The sequence below is a fragment of the Sandaracinomonas limnophila genome, from assembly GCF_004005965.1.
GTDB lineage: Bacteria > Bacteroidota > Bacteroidia > Cytophagales > Spirosomataceae > Sandaracinomonas > Sandaracinomonas limnophila.
In genome coordinates this window covers 260,836-278,640 of the sequence record NZ_SACY01000001.1, presented here as the reverse complement: position 1 = coordinate 278,640, position 17,805 = coordinate 260,836, and the positions used below count along the sequence as shown (strand labels likewise).

Annotated in this window: 18 protein-coding genes; 6 read left to right on the top strand and 12 right to left on the bottom strand. The window is 34.6% G+C overall.

All coding sequences use genetic code 11. The features are described 5' to 3' along the window. The first annotated feature begins 129 nt into the window (after positions 1-129). Positions 130-2,016, top strand: coding sequence for a molecular chaperone DnaK (dnaK, locus tag EOJ36_RS01225; RefSeq protein ID WP_127802197.1), 1,887 nt, complete (start codon positions 130-132; stop codon positions 2,014-2,016). A 53-nt stretch (positions 2,017-2,069) separates the two neighbouring features. Here the strand turns inward: dnaK and EOJ36_RS01220 are convergent, their stop codons facing one another. From EOJ36_RS01220 to EOJ36_RS01170, 11 genes are all read right to left on the bottom strand, one after another. Further along, complete coding sequence (locus tag EOJ36_RS01220) at positions 2,070-3,005, bottom strand: XdhC family protein (RefSeq protein WP_127802196.1); 936 nt, start codon at positions 3,003-3,005, stop codon at positions 2,070-2,072. Further along, positions 3,002-4,132, bottom strand: a complete 1,131-nt coding sequence (locus tag EOJ36_RS01215) for a cysteine desulfurase family protein (protein WP_127802195.1) — start codon at positions 4,130-4,132, stop codon at positions 3,002-3,004. Before EOJ36_RS01215 ends, EOJ36_RS01220 begins: the two co-directional genes overlap by 4 nt. Beyond that, positions 4,133-4,894, bottom strand: a complete 762-nt coding sequence (locus EOJ36_RS01210; protein ID WP_127802194.1) for a DUF3050 domain-containing protein — start codon at positions 4,892-4,894, stop codon at positions 4,133-4,135. Positions 4,895-4,940: 46 nt separating this feature from the next. Then, a complete protein-coding gene (rplT, locus tag EOJ36_RS01205; protein ID WP_127802193.1) occupies positions 4,941-5,285 on the bottom strand; it encodes a 50S ribosomal protein L20 in 345 nt (114 codons plus the stop codon). Between the two features lie 77 nt (positions 5,286-5,362). Continuing rightward, a complete protein-coding gene (rpmI, locus tag EOJ36_RS01200; RefSeq protein ID WP_127802192.1) occupies positions 5,363-5,560 on the bottom strand; it encodes a 50S ribosomal protein L35 in 198 nt (65 codons plus the stop codon). Between the two features lie 73 nt (positions 5,561-5,633). Then, positions 5,634-6,194, bottom strand: a complete 561-nt coding sequence (infC, locus tag EOJ36_RS01195) for a translation initiation factor IF-3 (RefSeq protein WP_127802191.1) — start codon at positions 6,192-6,194, stop codon at positions 5,634-5,636. A gap of 85 nt (positions 6,195-6,279) precedes the next feature. Next, positions 6,280-8,226, bottom strand: coding sequence for a threonine--tRNA ligase (thrS, locus tag EOJ36_RS01190; RefSeq protein WP_127802190.1), 1,947 nt, complete (start codon positions 8,224-8,226; stop codon positions 6,280-6,282). Positions 8,227-8,266: 40 nt separating this feature from the next. After that, entirely contained in the window at positions 8,267-9,343 is a 1,077-nt protein-coding gene (locus EOJ36_RS01185) for a hypothetical protein (protein ID WP_127802189.1), read from the bottom strand. After that, positions 9,334-10,758, bottom strand: coding sequence for an aldehyde dehydrogenase family protein (locus EOJ36_RS01180; RefSeq protein WP_127802188.1), 1,425 nt, complete (start codon positions 10,756-10,758; stop codon positions 9,334-9,336). Before EOJ36_RS01180 ends, EOJ36_RS01185 begins: the two co-directional genes overlap by 10 nt. Before the next feature lie 4 nt (positions 10,759-10,762). Next, positions 10,763-11,500 (bottom strand): hypothetical protein, encoded by a 738-nt coding sequence (locus EOJ36_RS01175; RefSeq protein ID WP_127802187.1) that lies wholly within the window; start codon positions 11,498-11,500, stop codon positions 10,763-10,765. Position 11,501: 1 nt separating this feature from the next. Continuing rightward, a complete protein-coding gene (locus tag EOJ36_RS01170; protein WP_127802186.1) occupies positions 11,502-12,557 on the bottom strand; it encodes an AMP-binding protein in 1,056 nt (351 codons plus the stop codon). A gap of 70 nt (positions 12,558-12,627) precedes the next feature. Between EOJ36_RS01170 and EOJ36_RS01165 the strand changes: the two genes are divergently transcribed. Genes EOJ36_RS01165 through EOJ36_RS01145 form a run of 5 tightly spaced genes read left to right on the top strand, consistent with a single transcriptional unit; the run spans position 12,628 to position 16,905 of the window. After that, positions 12,628-13,077 carry a DUF2452 domain-containing protein gene (locus tag EOJ36_RS01165; protein WP_127802638.1) on the top strand — a complete coding sequence of 150 codons (450 nt, stop codon included), beginning with the start codon at positions 12,628-12,630 and terminating at the stop codon, positions 13,075-13,077. A gap of 46 nt (positions 13,078-13,123) precedes the next feature. Then, a complete protein-coding gene (menB, locus tag EOJ36_RS01160; protein ID WP_127802185.1) occupies positions 13,124-13,948 on the top strand; it encodes a 1,4-dihydroxy-2-naphthoyl-CoA synthase in 825 nt (274 codons plus the stop codon). A gap of 2 nt (positions 13,949-13,950) precedes the next feature. Continuing rightward, positions 13,951-14,355, top strand: a complete 405-nt coding sequence (locus EOJ36_RS01155; RefSeq protein WP_127802184.1) for an EVE domain-containing protein — start codon at positions 13,951-13,953, stop codon at positions 14,353-14,355. A gap of 4 nt (positions 14,356-14,359) precedes the next feature. Beyond that, positions 14,360-16,006 (top strand): hypothetical protein, encoded by a 1,647-nt coding sequence (locus tag EOJ36_RS01150; RefSeq protein WP_127802183.1) that lies wholly within the window; start codon positions 14,360-14,362, stop codon positions 16,004-16,006. Next, a complete protein-coding gene (locus tag EOJ36_RS01145) occupies positions 16,006-16,905 on the top strand; it encodes a class I SAM-dependent methyltransferase (RefSeq protein WP_127802182.1) in 900 nt (299 codons plus the stop codon). The genes EOJ36_RS01150 and EOJ36_RS01145 overlap by 1 nt, the downstream gene beginning before the upstream one ends. Before the next feature lie 8 nt (positions 16,906-16,913). Here EOJ36_RS01145 and EOJ36_RS01140 read toward each other — a convergent pair whose 3' ends face one another. After that, the gene (locus EOJ36_RS01140) at positions 16,914-17,804 is read right to left on the bottom strand and encodes a bifunctional 5,10-methylenetetrahydrofolate dehydrogenase/5,10-methenyltetrahydrofolate cyclohydrolase (protein WP_127802181.1); all 891 of its coding nucleotides are present in this window, start codon (positions 17,802-17,804) and stop codon (positions 16,914-16,916) included. Position 17,805 lies beyond the last annotated feature (1 nt).

Below are 17,805 nucleotides of genomic sequence, written 5' to 3'. Positions count from 1 at the left end.
CTCTTTTTACTGACTATATGAACGCATATGGGCAAATAAATTGCAATCCGTGACAATATGTCAGAAATTTAAACTCAATTTCAAATTGGCACTCAAATTGATAAACTAAGGGAAAAATTTATTTTTAATATGGGAAAAATTATTGGAATTGACTTAGGAACCACCAACTCATGTGTGGCCGTAATGGAAGGTAACGAGGCAGTAGTAATTGCTAACTCGGAGGGAAGAAGAACAACACCTTCAATCGTAGGGTTTTTGGAAAATGGCGAGCGTAAAGTAGGTGATCCAGCAAAAAGACAGGCAATCACCAATCCGCAAAATACCATTTCATCTGTAAAGAGATTTATGGGTAAAAAATATTCTGAAGTAGGATCAGAATTGAAAACGATTTCTTACAACGTTGAACAAGGAAACAACGATACTCCACGTGTTAAAATTGGTGATCGTTTATATACTCCACAAGAAATTTCTGCACAGATCTTAACGAAGATGAAGCAAACTGCTGAAGATTATTTAGGACAAACTGTTACAGAAGCTGTTATCACTGTTCCAGCTTATTTCAATGATGCAGAACGTCAGGCTACAAAAGAAGCTGGACAAATCGCAGGACTTGAAGTGAAGCGTATAATCAACGAGCCTACAGCAGCAGCTCTGGCTTACGGAGTTGATAAGCAAGGTAAGGACATGAAAATTGCAGTGTTCGACTTAGGTGGTGGTACTTTCGACGTTTCAATCCTTGAATTAGGAGATGGCGTTTTCGAAGTAAAATCTACTGATGGAGATACACACTTAGGAGGTGATGACTTTGACCAAGTAATCATTGATTGGTTGGCACAAGAATTCATCACAGATGAAGGAATCGATTTACGTAAAGACCCAATGGCTTTACAGCGTTTAAAGGAAGCTGCTGAAAAGGCAAAAATCGAATTATCTGCTGGAGCATCTACAGAAATCAATTTACCTTACATCATGCCAGTAAATGGTATTCCAAAGCACTTAGTTCGTTCATTGAGTCGTGCGAAATTTGAGCAATTAGCTGATAGCTTAATTCAAAGAACTTTAGAGCCTTGTCGTAGAGCCATGAAAAATGCAAACTACACAAACTCAGATATTGATGAGGTTATCTTAGTAGGAGGTTCAACACGTATTCCTCGTATCGTTGAGGAAGTAGAGAAATTCTTCGGAAAGAAACCATCAAAAGGAGTGAATCCTGATGAAGTAGTTGCAATTGGTGCTGCAATCCAAGGTGGAGTATTAACAGGAGAGGTGAAAGATGTGTTATTGTTAGACGTAACTCCACTTTCTTTGGGTATCGAAACAATGGGTGGTGTATTTACAAAATTAATTGAAGCAAATACAACCATTCCAACTAAGAAATCTGAAGTATTCTCAACCGCTGCCGACAATCAACCTTCTGTAGAATTAAATATTTTACAAGGTGAGCGTCCGATGGCAAAAGATAACCGTTCATTAGGACGTTTCCACTTAGATGGAATTCCTTCTGCACCACGTGGAGTACCTCAAATTGAAGTTACTTTTGATATCGATGCAAACGGTATCTTAAACGTTTCTGCGAAAGACAAAGGAACTGGAAAAGAACAAAAAATCCGTATCGAGGCGTCAAGTGGATTAACTGATGCTGAAATCGAAAAAATGAGAAACGAGGCAAAAGCTAATGAAGCTTCAGATAAAATTGAGAAAGAAAAAGTTGAGAAAATCAACCAAGCTGACTCATTAATTTTTCAATCTGACAAGCAATTGAAAGAATACGGCGAGAAATTATCTGAAGGAAATAAGTCTGCAATTGAAGCTGCATTAACTGAATTAAAAGCTGCACATGCTTCACAAGACTTAGCTGCAATTGATGCGGGAGTTGAGAAATTAAACAATGCATGGCAGGCTGCCTCTCAAGAGATGTATGCTGCAGGTGACCAAGGTGGTGCAACAGAAACTGCTGATGCTAACGCTGGTGGATCTGATGCCGCAGAAGATGTATCTTTTGAAGAAGTAAAGTAAGTGAAGAATGAAAAGTGAAAAGTGAAAAATCCTGGGGAAACCCAGGATTTTTTTTATGCTTCATGAATTGCTTTTCCCCTTAATTTCAAGGGTTGGGCATCTCGCTTATTTTTTTTAGCAATGATTTCAGCAATTATGGATACTGCAATTTCATCAGGACCTTCAGCACCTAAATCTAATCCAATAGGAGAGTGGATGCCATTTTTAAGCATAATCTGAGATTCCGATAATTTGTCTTTTATGCGTTCCAATCTTTTTTGAGGTCCTAATATTCCCCAATAAAAAACATCAGGAATTTCATTTAATTTAGAGCATATTTCCACGTCTCGTTCTAAATCATGTGTCATTTGCACCAACAAATCCGAAGATTGAATTCCTTCAAAATTATCCCAATCAAATACCTTAAAACAAAGTTTTTTAATTTCATTGGACATTTTCAATGTATTACCCACCCACATAACCTTCCAGCCCAACTGCTTTGCCATTAGAATCAAACTATGGGAATCAAATTGGTTACCGAAAACCCAAATTCTTGGCTGAGGATTTATGAATTCTTTTAACTCAAATACTTCTCCATCAGTTAAAGGCCATTGTGAAAAAAGCTCCAATCCATTTTCAGATGCTAATGCCAATTTAAGCTGTTTTGCAAAATTTTCAATTCGCGTACGACTTGGATCAATTAAAATATCAATCTTTCCATTACATCCCAAACCTATTCCCAAGGCGAATGGATCTTCATCTCGTGTATCATACGTTACCCATTTTACCTCTTGACTCGACATAGTCAATCGGGCCTTTTTCAACATATCGCCTTCCAAACAACCTCCCGATATACTTCCGATCCAATTGCCATTTTCCATAATCAACATTCGAGCTCCCACTCGTCGATAGGTAGAGCCCTCAACTTGAATAACGGTTGCTAAAGCAAAAGATTCATTTGAGTTTAAAATCTCCTCTAATTTGTCAATTATCTGTACCCACTCTTTCATTTCATCAGATTTAATTGTTGTTCTAAATAGACTAAAGCAACTTCCATTTCTTCCTCCGTTATAAAATAACCCATCGATAAGCGAATGCTAGACAAAGCTGTTGCTGAAGGTACTCCTAACTCTTGTAAAACATAACTTGGCTTTTGGGATTTCGCATTACATGCAGAACCGTTTGACAAAGCTAATTTGGAAAGCTTTTCAAACATTTCCTCCCAATCAAACCTTTTAATAGAAAAATTCAAAATTGAAGGAACAGAATTATCAGAGGAATTAATTTGAACTAATTCAGAAAATTTAGTTGTTAGTAAATCAGCAATTCGATTTTTCCATTTAGAATAAAACTCATTTTTAGTTAATAATTCAGGAATCAATTCAAAGGCTTTTGCTAAACCAACAATTTGTTGGGTTGGTAAGGTACCAGAACGTAAACCTCTTTCTTGATCACCACCGAAAACTAAGGGATAAATTTGAATATCTTCATTTGAAATAACCAAACCACCAATTCCTTTGGGTCCATAAATTTTATGTCCAGAGAAGGAAATTAAATCCGGTAATTTCCCTTTGGAAATATCTATTTTACCCAATGCTTGTGTAGCATCGCAATGAAACACAATGTTTTTTTCTTTGGCAATTTGACAAACATCCTTAATTGGGTGAATTAAACCGGTTTCATTGTTGACCCACATCAAAGAAATTAATCGAGTTTTTGCTTGAATAGATGATCTTAATTCATTTAAATCAATTGCTCCAAATTGATCAACCGGCAAATAGGAAACGTTCCAACCTGCCTTTTCTAAGGCCTGAAAAACTGCCAATACCGACTTATGTTCAGTTCGGGTGGTAATGATGTGACCTTTGTCAGGAAAGTTTTTTAAATAACCTTGAATGGCTAAATTATTACTTTCTGTGGCTCCAGAGGTAAATATGATTTGTCGGGACTTTACTTGAAAATAATTTGCAATTACTTTTCTTGATTTTTCGATGGCTTCATCGGCCTGCCAACCTAAAAGATGCTGTTGAGATCCTGAATTTCCATAATTTTCTAAAAAATAAGGCAACATAGCATCCAAAACCATTGGATGAACTTGAGTTGTGGCCGCATTGTCTAAATAGATAGGGAAGTTCATTTATGCTTCAATAATTGCATCCCATAAATTTAATCTATTTTTTAAAGATTCTATAGCGGCATCTTGTGCTTCCAGCCATTTTTTTTCATCAAACCCACACAATTCTTCCATCATTTCGTAAGCCAAATGAGAATGAGATTCACCATCCACTTCAATATGGCGATCTAAGTAATAAATCAATTCATTAATTGATTTGCTCGAATCATTCTTTAATTGGGTAACAATTTTTGTAAACATGGCAGGGATTAAATCTTCTCTACCAAAAGTAAAAATTGCTGCAATTTCATGAATTGCCTTATTTTGAATGGATTCAAACGTAAAAATTAAAAAATTCTTAACGCGATCATCCAAATTCAAATCGGGAATTAATTCAATAAGCTCTCCAATTGAATTGGTTTTTAGCAGTTGGTTTAATTCTGGCAAAACCGGAATATCCAAATTTCGCATGGCAGAAACATATAACTCAAAATGGCTTAAGGGATGTCCATGTTGATCTACGTCAGATTCTTCTCCGAAAACAATCTCATTAATTAATCTACGAGTTTGTGGATTTCCAACAGGTTTCCAAGGTAAAGAAACACATGTAAACTCTATTTGTAATTTTTTCACTAAACTCATAAAATCCCAAACAGCAAAGGAATGTATCTGCATAAACTTTTTCAAGTCATCAAATGAATTCAAATACGTGTTAATCGGGTGATTGAGTAATTGGCCTTGAAGAGGCTGTATTTTTTCTTTTAGTTGAAGTATATAAGTGCTCATGGAAGTAATAAAAAAAAGTCCCAAAATTTGGGACTTTCTAAACAGCTTATGCTAATTTTTTTATGATTGCCTTGAAGGCTTCTGGATGGTTCATCGCTAAATCAGCTAAAACCTTTCTATTCATAGTCATACCTGATTTGTTGTATTTTCCCATGAATGCAGAATAAGACATACCTTCTTGACGAACTGCAGCGTTGATTCTTTGAATCCACAATGCACGGAAATCTCTTTTCTTTACTTTACGATCGCGGTAAGCATATTGCAAACCTTTCTCGATTTTGTTTTTGGCTACGGTCCAAACATTTTTTCCGCGACCATAAAAGCCTTTGGCTAACTTTAAGATTTTTTTTCTTCTTGCTCTTGAGGCAACGTGATTGACACTTCTTGGCATAATTTTTTGTTTTTTGACATGAGGCGTTTCTTTCGAAAACTTTAGCCTACATCAGGTTGAACAATAACTTTAATGGCTTAAGCCAGACCTAATAATACGTTTACGCGGTCATGATCAGCCGGAGAAACTAAGGTAGCGTGAGCTAAATTACGCTTTTGCTTAGTTGTTTTCTTAGTCAAGATATGGCTATGAAAAGCGTGCTTACGCTTAATTTTACCAGATCCTGTTACTTTGAAACGCTTTTTCGCTCCAGAGTTGGTTTTAATTTTTGGCATTGTTTAAAAATTAAATTTTAAATTTGGAATGCAAAAGTAAGAAAATACCTTCAAATTCCCTAATATAGATTACTTATTTTTTACTAGCTTTTGGGGAGAAGATAATAGACATTCTTTTACCTTCTAATTTTGGCATATCATCTGGTTTGCCAACTTCTTCTAAGCCTTTAGCGAAATTCAATAGCAACATTTCACCCCTGTCTTTGAAAACAATGGTACGACCTACGAAATGCACATAAGCCTTCACTTTAGCACCTTCTTTTAAAAAGTTGATGGCATGCTTTAATTTAAAGTTAAAGTCGTGGTCATCAGTATTAGGACCGAAACGAATTTCTTTAATAACCGTTTTGGTTGCATTTGCCTTGATTTCCTTTTGCTTTTTCTTTTGATCATACTTGAACTTCGCATAATCAATTACCTTACAAACAGGAGGAACAGCATTGGGAGAGATTTCAACTAAATCAAGACCTTGTTCTTCAGCAATTTGCAATGCTCTTGCAATAGAAACAACTCCTTGTTCTACATTTTCTCCTACCAATCGAACTTCATTAACCCCACGGATACCTTGATTGGTTCTGTGTTGATCTTCTTCTCTTTTAGGACCTCTAAAATTGTTGTTTGGGCGTAAAGCCATAAATTATTTTGTATTAATTGTTTATTTCAATCCGAAAGCTAAACTAAATTTAACTTTTTTGCAATCTATTAACTGATAATCTTCTCTATTTGTGAGAATTAAAAGTTAATTGGTGAATTTCTTCTTGTGCTAAAGCCATAAATGCCTCTAAAGTCATTGAACCTAAATCGCCATGTCCTTTCTTGCGCACACTTACTAATCCTTCTGCCTGTTCTTTTTCTCCAACAATAATCATGAAGGGTACTTTATGAACCTCAGCATCACGAATTTTTCTTCCAATTTTCTCATCACGGTGATCCACATATCCTCTCAAATCTTCCTCCTGCAATCGCAAAAACAATTCATTGGCGTAATCTTCGTACTTTTCAGAAATTGGTAATACTGCCAACTGATCAGGAGATAACCACAATGGGAAGTTTCCACCGGTGTTTTCAATCAAAATAGCCACAAAACGCTCCAATGAGCCAAATGGTGCACGGTGAATCATTACAGGTCTATGTTTTGAGTTGTCAGAACCCGTGTATTCTAATTCAAATCTTTGTGGTAACTGATAATCTACCTGAATAGTTCCTAATTGCCATTTACGCCCCAAAGCATCTTTCACCATGAAGTCTAACTTAGGTCCATAAAAAGCAGCTTCACCGTATTCAATCACTGTAGGTAATCCTTTTTCTTGAGCAGATTTAATGATTGAAGCCTCTGCCTTATCCCAATCTTCGTCATCACCAATATACTTTTCACGATTTTCTTGATCACGTAAGGATATTTGCGCACTATATTCAGTAAATCCTAAAGCCTTGAATACATACAAAACAAGGTCAATTACCTTCATAAATTCGCCTTCAACCTGGTCTGGGCGACAGAAAATATGTGCATCATCTTGCGTAAACCCACGCACGCGAGTTAATCCGTGCAATTCACCATGTTGCTCATATCTGTAAACCGTACCAAACTCTGCCAAACGAAGAGGTAAATCTTTATAACTTCTTGGTTTCGTTTTATAAATCTCGCAGTGATGCGGACAATTCATTGGTTTCAAGAAAAACTCTTCGTCCTCTTCTGGAGTACGGATAGGCTGGAAAGAGTCTTTACCATATTTTGCATAGTGCCCAGAAGTTACATACAATTGCTTACTTGCAATGTGTGGGGTAACAACAGGGGAGTAGCCAGCCCGAATTTGTGCTCTACGTAAAAAGTTTTCTAATCTTTCTCTTAATAAAGTTCCTTTCGGCAACCAAAGTGGCAAACCCATTCCAACTTTTTCAGAGAATGCAAACAATTCTAATTCTTTACCTAACTTTCTGTGGTCACGTTTTTTAGCCTCTTCCAACAAGTACAAGTACTCTTCCAATTCCTTAGCCTTAGGGAAAGTAATGGCATAAATACGTGTCATTTGTTTACGGGTTTCATCGCCTCGCCAGTAAGCACCCGCAACACTTAATAATTTTACAGATTTAATTAAACCTGTTTGGGGAATATGTGGACCCTTACATAAATCTGTAAAGTTTCCTTGGGTATAAAAGGTTATAGAACCATCTGCTAAACCGTCTAATAACTCTAATTTATACTCATCACCTTTTTCTTGAAAATAAGCTATAGCATCTTTTTTCGACACATCCTTGCGCACATATTCACTCTTGGCTTTCGCCAATTCGATCATCTTATCTTCAATTTCCTTGAATTGATCAGAACCAAATTCTTGTCCATTTAGGTCAATATCGTAATAAAACCCATGCTCAATAGCTGGACCAATACCAAATTTAGTTCCTGGATACAAAGCCTCAATAGCTTCTGCCATTAAGTGAGCAGATGAATGCCAATAGGTTTTCTTACCATCATCATCATTCCAGGTCAATAATTGTAAACTTGCATCTTCTAGAATAGCAATAGAGGCATCAACCACTTGTCCGTTTACCTTGGCAGATAAAACGTTTCTAGCTAAACCTTCTGAAATGGATAAAGCCACATCCATAGGTGTAACTCCATTTTGATATTCACGAACTTGTCCGTCGGGAAAAGTAATTTTAATCATTCAATAAAAAATTTGTGCAAAGGTACAAAATAAACCCTAATTATTGGTTCAAATTCAATAAAGTATCCTGCCTAATTTGATTCAAAGAATCTTTTGTGGTGACAAACCAGCGATAGTACCTTGTATAAACTTGATTTTTTTGAGGAGAAATCTTCATTAAGGTGTCGAACAAGGCTTTGGCTTGTGTTTTTTGTTGGGAATTTAATAAACAAATAATTTTATCATTTTGTGCCAACCAAAATAAATTTGAACTTTTCGGGATTTTTGAAAAATACTCAAAAGCTTTACCATAATCTCTTTTTTGCAACATTAGTTGCCCAAAATCATATTTAAACTGCATATTATCTGGATGCAAGGATAGGGTTTTTGAAAGAACTTTTTCTGAAAGTTCTAATTTGTTTATTTTTTTTAAAAACATTCCCCAAGCGTGTAAATAATAAGGATCATTGGGATATTTTTTTAATTCTTTTAAACAATTAGATTGAAAATGTAAGCTCGGAACTAAATCAATTGCAAAATTCAAATAGGTTCGTTCTGAAAATTCATCTTTAAAAGCCATCTGTGTATTATTGGCAACATAACGTTTCAAACTCAAAGTGTCACCTACAACTAATAATTCTAATATCGGATTTGCTATTTTATGAATTGAATCTTTTTTTATTTGTGTTAATAATTGCTGTGCCAAATTCAATTGTTTCTTTTGAATATATAATTCTAGAAAAAAAGTGGAGGTATTCGAAAATTGATTTTTTCCATATTTACTCATTTGAATGAGTTGTTGAGCTTTTTCAAGATTCCCTAATTTTAACTGAATCCATGCATTCAATAAATTATATTCATCACTAATTTCATTTGAGCGATTCATCAATTTATCCATATCCAATTTAGCCAAATGATATTGATGGGTATTAAAATAGGCCCGAGCTCTGTAAAAAAGCAAAATCGCCTGATCATCTTCTTGAATCAGAGAATTTAAATACAGTATTTGTCGCTCCCATTGAACAGGTGAATTTAGAACAGTTCCTGGAGGAATCTCGCTTCCTTTGTGCTCTACTTCTTCTTTACAAGCTAACAAAGAAAAGGTTAATAGGAAAATCAAGCTAAATCTTACAACCATTTCACCATTTTTTCAATCATCCAACGTACCTTAATAGTATAAGGTGGATAAATCATTTGCATTAAATTGGTTCTTTGACGAATTACAGATTTTTGATTACTAAACTCTAAAAAACCAAAATAGCCAGAAGTTTTTCCAATTCCGGAATGATTTACTCCGCCAAATGGCAAATTTGGGTGCCCAAATTGAATTAAACTATCATTGATAACCGCGGTACCTGAACTCGTATTTTGAAGTAAAAACTGATCAAACTCTTTGTCTTTTGAAAATATATAGAATGCTAAAGGTTTGTCTTTATCTTTAAAATATTCTACCAATTCTTCTACATGATGAAAGGGCATAATTGGTAAAATTGGTCCAAATATTTCATCAATCATCACTTGCATATCTTCTGTAACATTTGTTAGTAAGGTAGGCATTAATAAATTGTCAGAAGGATTATTTTCACCTCCAAAAAATTTTTTAGCACCCTTAACAATGGCATCTTCTAAAAGGTGCATTAGCCGTTGAAAATGTCTTTCATTTACTATTCTAGCATAGGAATTAGATTTTGAATAATCTGCAATTGTTTCACCATACATGTGAATAATTTCAGTTTTCAGGGCTTCCAAAAAGCTTTCGAATATGCTTGAATGAACGAAAAGATAATCAGGTGCAATACAGGTTTGACCGTTATTAAAGAATTTACCCCAAATAATCTTTTTAGCTGTTACAGACAAATCAACAGACTCATGTACAATTGCTGGCGATTTTCCTCCTAATTCAAGCGTAACACTTATCAAATGTTTAGAGGCAGCTTCCATCACTTTTTTACCAATTGCTGGACTTCCGGTAAAAAAAATATGATCAAATTTTAATTTTAAAAGGGCAGAAGCAACATGAGACTCACCTTCAAAAACATAAACTTCGGATTTATCAAACAGATGAATAATCATTTGCTTAATAAAATGTGAAACATTTGGAGTTAATTCTGAGGGCTTTAAAATTACCGTATTTCCAGCGGCTATTGAAAGGGCAAGCGGATTAATGCAAAGATTTAAAGGATAATTCCACGGAGAAAGAATCAAACTTAATCCTTTAGATTCGTATTGAATAAAGGAACTTGTACCCGTTAAAAAAAGTGGATTAGACACGCTTTTGGGTTTCATCCAATCAGAAAGCGAGTTTATAATTTGATCAATTTCATGCTTAATTCCAAAGATTTCAGCTAACAATACTTCTGAGGCCGGTTTTTTAAAATCTTTATACATGGCTTCCAGAATATCCTTTTCATGATCAAGAATATATTGTTTTAGTCTTTTCAATTGCTGAATTCGATACTTTGCACTCGAATTTCGCATACGAACAACTGCATTTTGCTGCAATTTAAAAACGTCTGCAATTTGATTTTCGATATCCAATGAAAGACCTTCCATTTTATTAAAATAGTTTCTGTAATGTAGCTTCTAATTTATCAAAATAATGGTGATTTCCATTTGGTTTTTTCCAAGAATTTCCCGCCACATACCAAAGTCCATCTCCAGGAAAAACTGCAAAGGATTGTTTATTTTTCAGTTCCTCAGCACCCTTATCCATTAAAAATTCACCAATAAACAATTCGCCCATCAGATACTTTATTTCATCAAAAGAGGCATTTTTAACCTTATTTTCGTTGCCATCCTCTATGTAATTAAAGGCTCTATTGGCAAATGACAATTCACCTTCTACCTTTAACCACTGGTCCTTTGAATTACAAAATTGAAATCCTAAATAAAGCGGCAATTCCATTTCTGCCAATTCAAATATTGCTTGCAAAAACTCTTGAATAAATTCGTCTTCTATATCCAACTTATCCTTTGGCTTATAAACCTGAGTTCCTTTTTCAAGACCAATAAAAGGCTCAGAAGATTTAGGAGAAGCTTCTCCAGTTTTATATTCTGAAAATTTATCCTTTAAAATTGAATGCCAAACTTGAGGTAAATCACCCTTCCAAGTCCAATGATTCTCTGGATTCAATCCTTCAGCCTGTAATTCCTCTTTTGAAAAATCCTCCCTGTCAACATATTGCACATCCACTTGAATTTTGGAAAAATCAGCCTCTACAGCCAACCATTCAATTTTTGCCTCCAAATGGTAGGGAGCAGGTACATCTTGTGGACTCTCGTAATATAATTTCATTCTAATTTAAATTATTTGCTCTTAAGGTGGACAAAATATCTAATTTTCCACTCGTAGTAATTTCAAATTTCTTCACCAAAATATATTCCTTTGGTAGGCAATTTTTATCAAATTTACCTTTTAAATATTGAATTAAGTCATTCCAATAAATAAACTCATTTCCTTTTACAATTAAAACAACCTTTTGACCATAAAATTCGTCCAATAAACCAGTTATAAAAAAGGAAACATTTATACCCTTAAAATAGAAGCCAATTTCTTTTTCTAATTCTATTGGATTTATTTTCAAACCTGCTGAATTAATTATTCGATTATTTCGACCAATTATTCGAAAGGTTGAATCACTTATAATTTCAACTAAATCTTGGGTTACAACTTTTTCTCCAAAAGTTGAGGGAGAGCTTACTACCAAACAATCATTTGAATCTTTTGAAATGTGAACATTGGGAAGTGTTTGTAAATAATTTGTAAGATTCATTGAAAGGGATTGAAATGCAATATGGGAAACTGTTTCTGTCATTCCGTAGGTCAAATATACTGGAAACCTACATTGAGAACTTGTTATTGCCTTTGTTTCCTCATCTAAATCCGAACCACCAAGTAATATCCCTTTTGCCTGTCCGAAATAATTATTTAATTCTAAATTACACATTAATAAGGTTTTCCATTGATTCGGTACAAAAGAGGCCAAATGAATAGGAGGTAAGTCGGCAGTAAATTCAGAAAAAAAATTCTCCTGAGGCTCAACTAATATTAAATTCATTTGGGCAATTAGTGCACGAACCAAAACCATTGCCCCTGCAATATAATTGGGATATAAACCCAAAAATGCGTTATTTCCTTTTTCAAGACCCAACCAATCAATTGTTTGTTGGGCAGAATTAATCATTTGTTCTCTTTGAATTTTGAGTGGTTTGGGAGTGCCTGTGGAACCAGAAGTAAAAAACTCAAAATCTTGTTTGTTATTCCTCCAATCTTGACAAAAAAGTAAGACCTTCTCCTCAAATTCTGATTGAGGTATAAAGTTGTCCAAATTTTGAAAAGAAATTACTTGCATAAATGTAAAAAACTACCAAAATTAAGGAAACATTCTCTAATTTCGTGGTTTGATTTCCATTTTTGATTTAATGAAGGAAGAAGCAAGTAAAAACGAGTTTATTAATCCAATAAATAAGGATAAAACTACAGAAAATCCTGGCTTATTACCCTATGCTCATACAGCAGGTTCTGCTGTGATCAAACCAGAAGATATTGGAAAAGTAAAGGGTCGTTCTGTTTTGGCCATGCGCCAGCAAACAGACAAACAAATGAACCAATTGTACGAACAAATGGAGATTTTGGCCAAGCAAGCAAAAATGCTTGCCGAAAGGAAAGAAATTTCTGAAAGAATCTATGAAGCTGCCATGGGATTTGAACCCATCATCAACCAAACCTATTATTTATACGAAAAGGAAGATGGAACAGATTTATTATCATTAATTAGTCCAAATGAATGGGGAAAATCATTTAAATACAGTAAATTTTTGGCCAAAGTATTGTTATTGGCTGATCATACTTGGGAGGTGGAATATAATTAGTTGAAAGTTGAAAGTTGAAAGTTGAAAGATAAAAATAAGTTAAAATATGAATACCAATTTTGCCTGGGAGAAGATTAAAGATTTTGAGGAAATAATTTTTTCTCAATACAAAGGAATCGCTAAAATTTCTATCAATAGACCGCACAAGCACAATGCCTTTACACCGCAGACTGTAAAAGAAATGTCGGAAGCTATGGAATATGCTCGACAAGAACCATCCATTGGAGCTATTATTCTTACTGGTGAAGGTGGTAGAGCATTTTGTAGTGGGGGCGACCAAAGTGTACGTGGACATGGTGGTTACGTTGGAAAAGATGCAGTACCTCGATTAAACGTATTAGATTTTCAAAGACAAATTCGATCAATTCCAAAACCAGTAGTGGCAATGGTTGCAGGCTGGGCAATTGGAGGCGGACACGTTTTACATGTTATTTGTGATTTATCTATTGCTGCAGAAAATGCGCGTTTCGGTCAAACTGGTCCTATTGTAGGTTCATTTGATGGTGGATTTGGGGCAAGTTATTTGGCACGTGTGGTAGGACAAAAGAAGGCACGTGAGATTTGGTATTTGTGTGACCAATACAATGCACAAGAAGCTTTAGACATGGGATTAGTAAACAAAGTTGTGCCTTTGGAAGAACTAGAAAAAACAACGGTTGAATGGTGTGAAAAAATGCTAGATAAATCACCAATTGCTTTACGTATGTTAAAATCTGCTTTCAATGCAGAATTAGATGGTCAAGCCGGTATTCAGGAACTTGCTGGTAATGCAACTTTGTTATATTACTTATCAGATGAAGCAAAAGAAGGTAAAAATGCATTCATCGAGAAACGCAAACCAGACTTTTCAAAATTCCCTAAATTCCCTTAAGTATGAATTATTGGTTAATAAAATCGGAACCATTCAAATATTCTTGGGATAATTTCGTTAAAGAGGGGAAATCTGTTTGGGATGGGGTAAGAAATTACCAGGCAAGAAACAACATGAAAGCCATGCAAGTGGGAGATTGGGCACTTTTTTATCATTCAAATGAAGGTATGGAAGTTATTGGAATTGCTGAGGTTACCAAAGAATTTTACCAAGATCCAACTACCGAAGACCCAAGATGGGTGGTAGTTGAGTTTAAGCCGATTAAAAAATTAAATAAAAGTGTTTCTTTAAAACAAATAAAAGAAGACTCTCGACTTGAAAACATGGTTTTAATCAAAAATTCAAGACTGTCTGTCCAACCGGTTTTAAAAGAAGAATTTGATATTATAATAGCCCTAAGTGAATAAATTTATGAAAAACATTAGCCTTTCCTTCTCAATTATTTGCCTTTTAATTTTTGGACAATTTCAAACTAATGCTCAAAATTTAAATCGATTAGAAATACCTGTCAAAAATAGTGATGCGGCCATTTTTAATATTCCGTTAGGAGAAAAAGGATTAATTGTTTTAACACAAGTTAGCAAAACAGATTTTCATTTAGCCAAATTGGATACCGATTTTCATCAAAATTGGACCTTTTCGGGGAATATTGACGCATCCATGGATTATGTGACGCATAGTTATGACGGCAGATATGTTCACCTTTTATTTAGCCGATTTAAAAGTAATGCCTATGCCATTTTTAGGATAGATCTAAGTAATGGTAAATACGAAAAATACCAGATTTATTCTGTTGATCGAATGGAAATTTCCAATTTTAGAGTACTAAATAAATCGGTATTCATTGGTGGAATTATCAATTCACAGCCAATGGTTTTATACACCAATTTGTCTCAAAAATCTACAAGAATCTTACCTTCTGTTGTAAAAGGACAATCGGAAATCCAATCCATGGACATAGATACAACTCAAAAGTTAGTAAATATTACCTACAGCTCTGGAAATAAGCCTAAAAATTATCAATTAATTGTTCGTTCGTTCGACGAAGCGGGAAATCAATACAATCAAATTGTGATGGAACCCAATGATGAATTTGCAATGATGAATGCAAAAAGTAATCAGTTAAATGATAGTTTACAGGTTGTGGTTGGTACCTATGGACATAAAAATACAATTGGGTCAAGTAAAGGACCAACTTCTCAGGGGATGTTTTTTGCCTCTTTTTTGGATGGAACCGTACAAAACTCAAAATTTTATAGTTTTACCAAATTTCAAAATTTCTTCAATTTTTTAGGTGAAAAACAAAAAGAAAAACAAGAAAAAAAGATTAAAAGCAAAGAAGATAAAGGAGAAGATTTACGTTTAGATTATCGATTTATTGTTCACGATATAATTAAGCAAGGCGATCAATATTTAGTAGTTGCAGAATCATTTTATGCGGATTACAAATATGCATATTCAGCTTTTAATCCATATGGAACTATGTATGGAGTATATTCTATGCCAGGTTATATGCTAAGTCCATACAGTTTTTATTCTCCTTGGTCTATGTTGTACAGCCCATTCCGTTGGGGATATGGAAACTATGGACTTTATTCCCCATTTTCAAGTTATTACAGTCCTTGGGGTTACAGAGGATACGGTTCGTATGGTAATCAACAACAATTTGATGGTTGGGTTTATACACATGGTATCATCATGTCATTTGATAAAGATGGAAATTTACTTTGGGATAAAAGTATTGATTTAAAAAACACTAAAGAAGATAAGTTAACGCAAAAGGTTAAAACCCTTATTCAGGGAGATCAAATCATCCTTTCTTATGCTATAGGTAATCAGATTGTTTCCAAAACGATTCCAATGAATGGAGCAGACGAAAAGGAAGAAGTTCACGAAATTGAATCTTTGAATGAAAATGATAAAGTAAAGAAAACAAGTAAAACAGAATTGAATTATTGGTATGGAAATTATTTCTTGGCCAATGGATTTCAAAATATTTCGAATGAGGATGAGGGTAAAAGATCTGTGTTTTACTTAAACAAAATTAATATTAAATAATGGCGCAAAATCAGCACATTTCCATTGAAACACCTCTGAATTGGGATAAAAATTACGAATTAATTGATACAGGTAATTTCGAAAAACTAGAACGTTTTGGAAAGTTTATTACTAGACGACCAGAACCACAGGCTGTTTGGCAAAGGCATTTAAGTGAATCTGAATGGGAAAAATTAGCTGATGCCAATTTCAAAAAAGAAAAGGGTAGTCAAGAAAAAGGAATTTGGATGGCACATCAAAAAGTACCTGACAAATGGTTTATGCCTTATAAATCTGATACATTAGATCTTCAATTTAAAATTTCTTTATCTTCCTTTAAGCATGTTGGGATTTTCCCGGAACAAGCTTCTAATTGGGAATATTTAGCTAAAGAAATACCAACCTTTTCTAGCAAACCTAAATTTTTAAATTTATTTGCCTACACAGGTGGTGCAAGTTTGGCTTGCAAACAAGCTGGAGCAGATGTTACCCACGTTGACTCAATAAAACCCGTTTTATCTTGGGCACGTGAAAACATGGAGCAATCAAAATTGGATGGTATCCGATGGATGGCAGAAGATGCTTTGAAATTTGTAAAAAGAGAGGCTAGAAGAGGTAATTTTTATCAGGGAGTGTTACTTGACCCACCTGCCTATGGACGTGGTCCTGATGGCGAAAAATGGGTATTAGAAGAACAAATAGATGATTTATTACGTTCAGTCAAAGAAATCATCGACTCAAAAGAGCATTTAGTATTATCCAATTTATACTCAATGGGCTTTTCAACACTGATTATTAATAACCTAATGGATGGAATATTTGATGTTCCTAAGGATTTTGAAAGTGGTGAATTGTATATCCAAGATAATTACAAAAGAAAATTACCTTTAGGAGTGTTTCACAGATTTCATAAAAAATAAAGGCCTTATTAGGCCTTAGGATAAATCTTTCCTTTTGCAGAAAGCAAGGTATTCTTCATTAAAGAAACGATTGTCATAGGTCCAACACCTTTAGGTACAGGTGTGATATAAGAGCATTTTTCAAACACATCATTAAAATCAACATCTCCTTTTAATGCAAATCCAGATTTTTTACTTGGATCTTCCACACGTGTTAATCCGACATCTATAATCACTGCACCAGGCTTGATATGGTTGGCTTTGATAAATTCGGGTCTTCCTAAAGCAGCAATTACAATATCTGCTTGAGAACAAATTTCTTCTAAATTTTTCGTTTTGGAGTGTGTAAGTGTTACCGTACAATTACCCACGGGATGATTCCTTTGCATTAAAATAGACATCGGCAATCCAACAATCTGACTTCTTCCAACTACTACACAATGTTTTCCAGATGTTTCAATTTTATAGTATGCCAACAAATCCAAAACTCCTTGTGGAGTTGCTGAAATAAAGGCCGGCAATCCTTTAGCCATTCGTCCAATGTTGATTGGATGAAAACCATCAACATCTTTCGAAGGATGAATGGTCTCCATAACTTTATCTGGGTTAATGTGATCTGGCAATGGTAATTGAACTATTAATCCGTCCATATCAGCATTATTATTTACCTTTTCAACTTCAGCTAATAATTCTTGTTCAGTAATACTCGGAGGAAAACGTAAAAGGGTAGAAGCAAATCCTAATTCTTCACATGATTTAACTTTATTGGCTACATACGTCTCAGAAGCACCATTATTACCCACTAAAATTGCAACTAAATGAGGTGCTCTTTTACCAGCTGCAAGTAAATCTTTAACCTCCTCACCAATTGCTGCCTTCATGGATTCGGCAACCATTTTACCATCTATGATTTGTCCCATT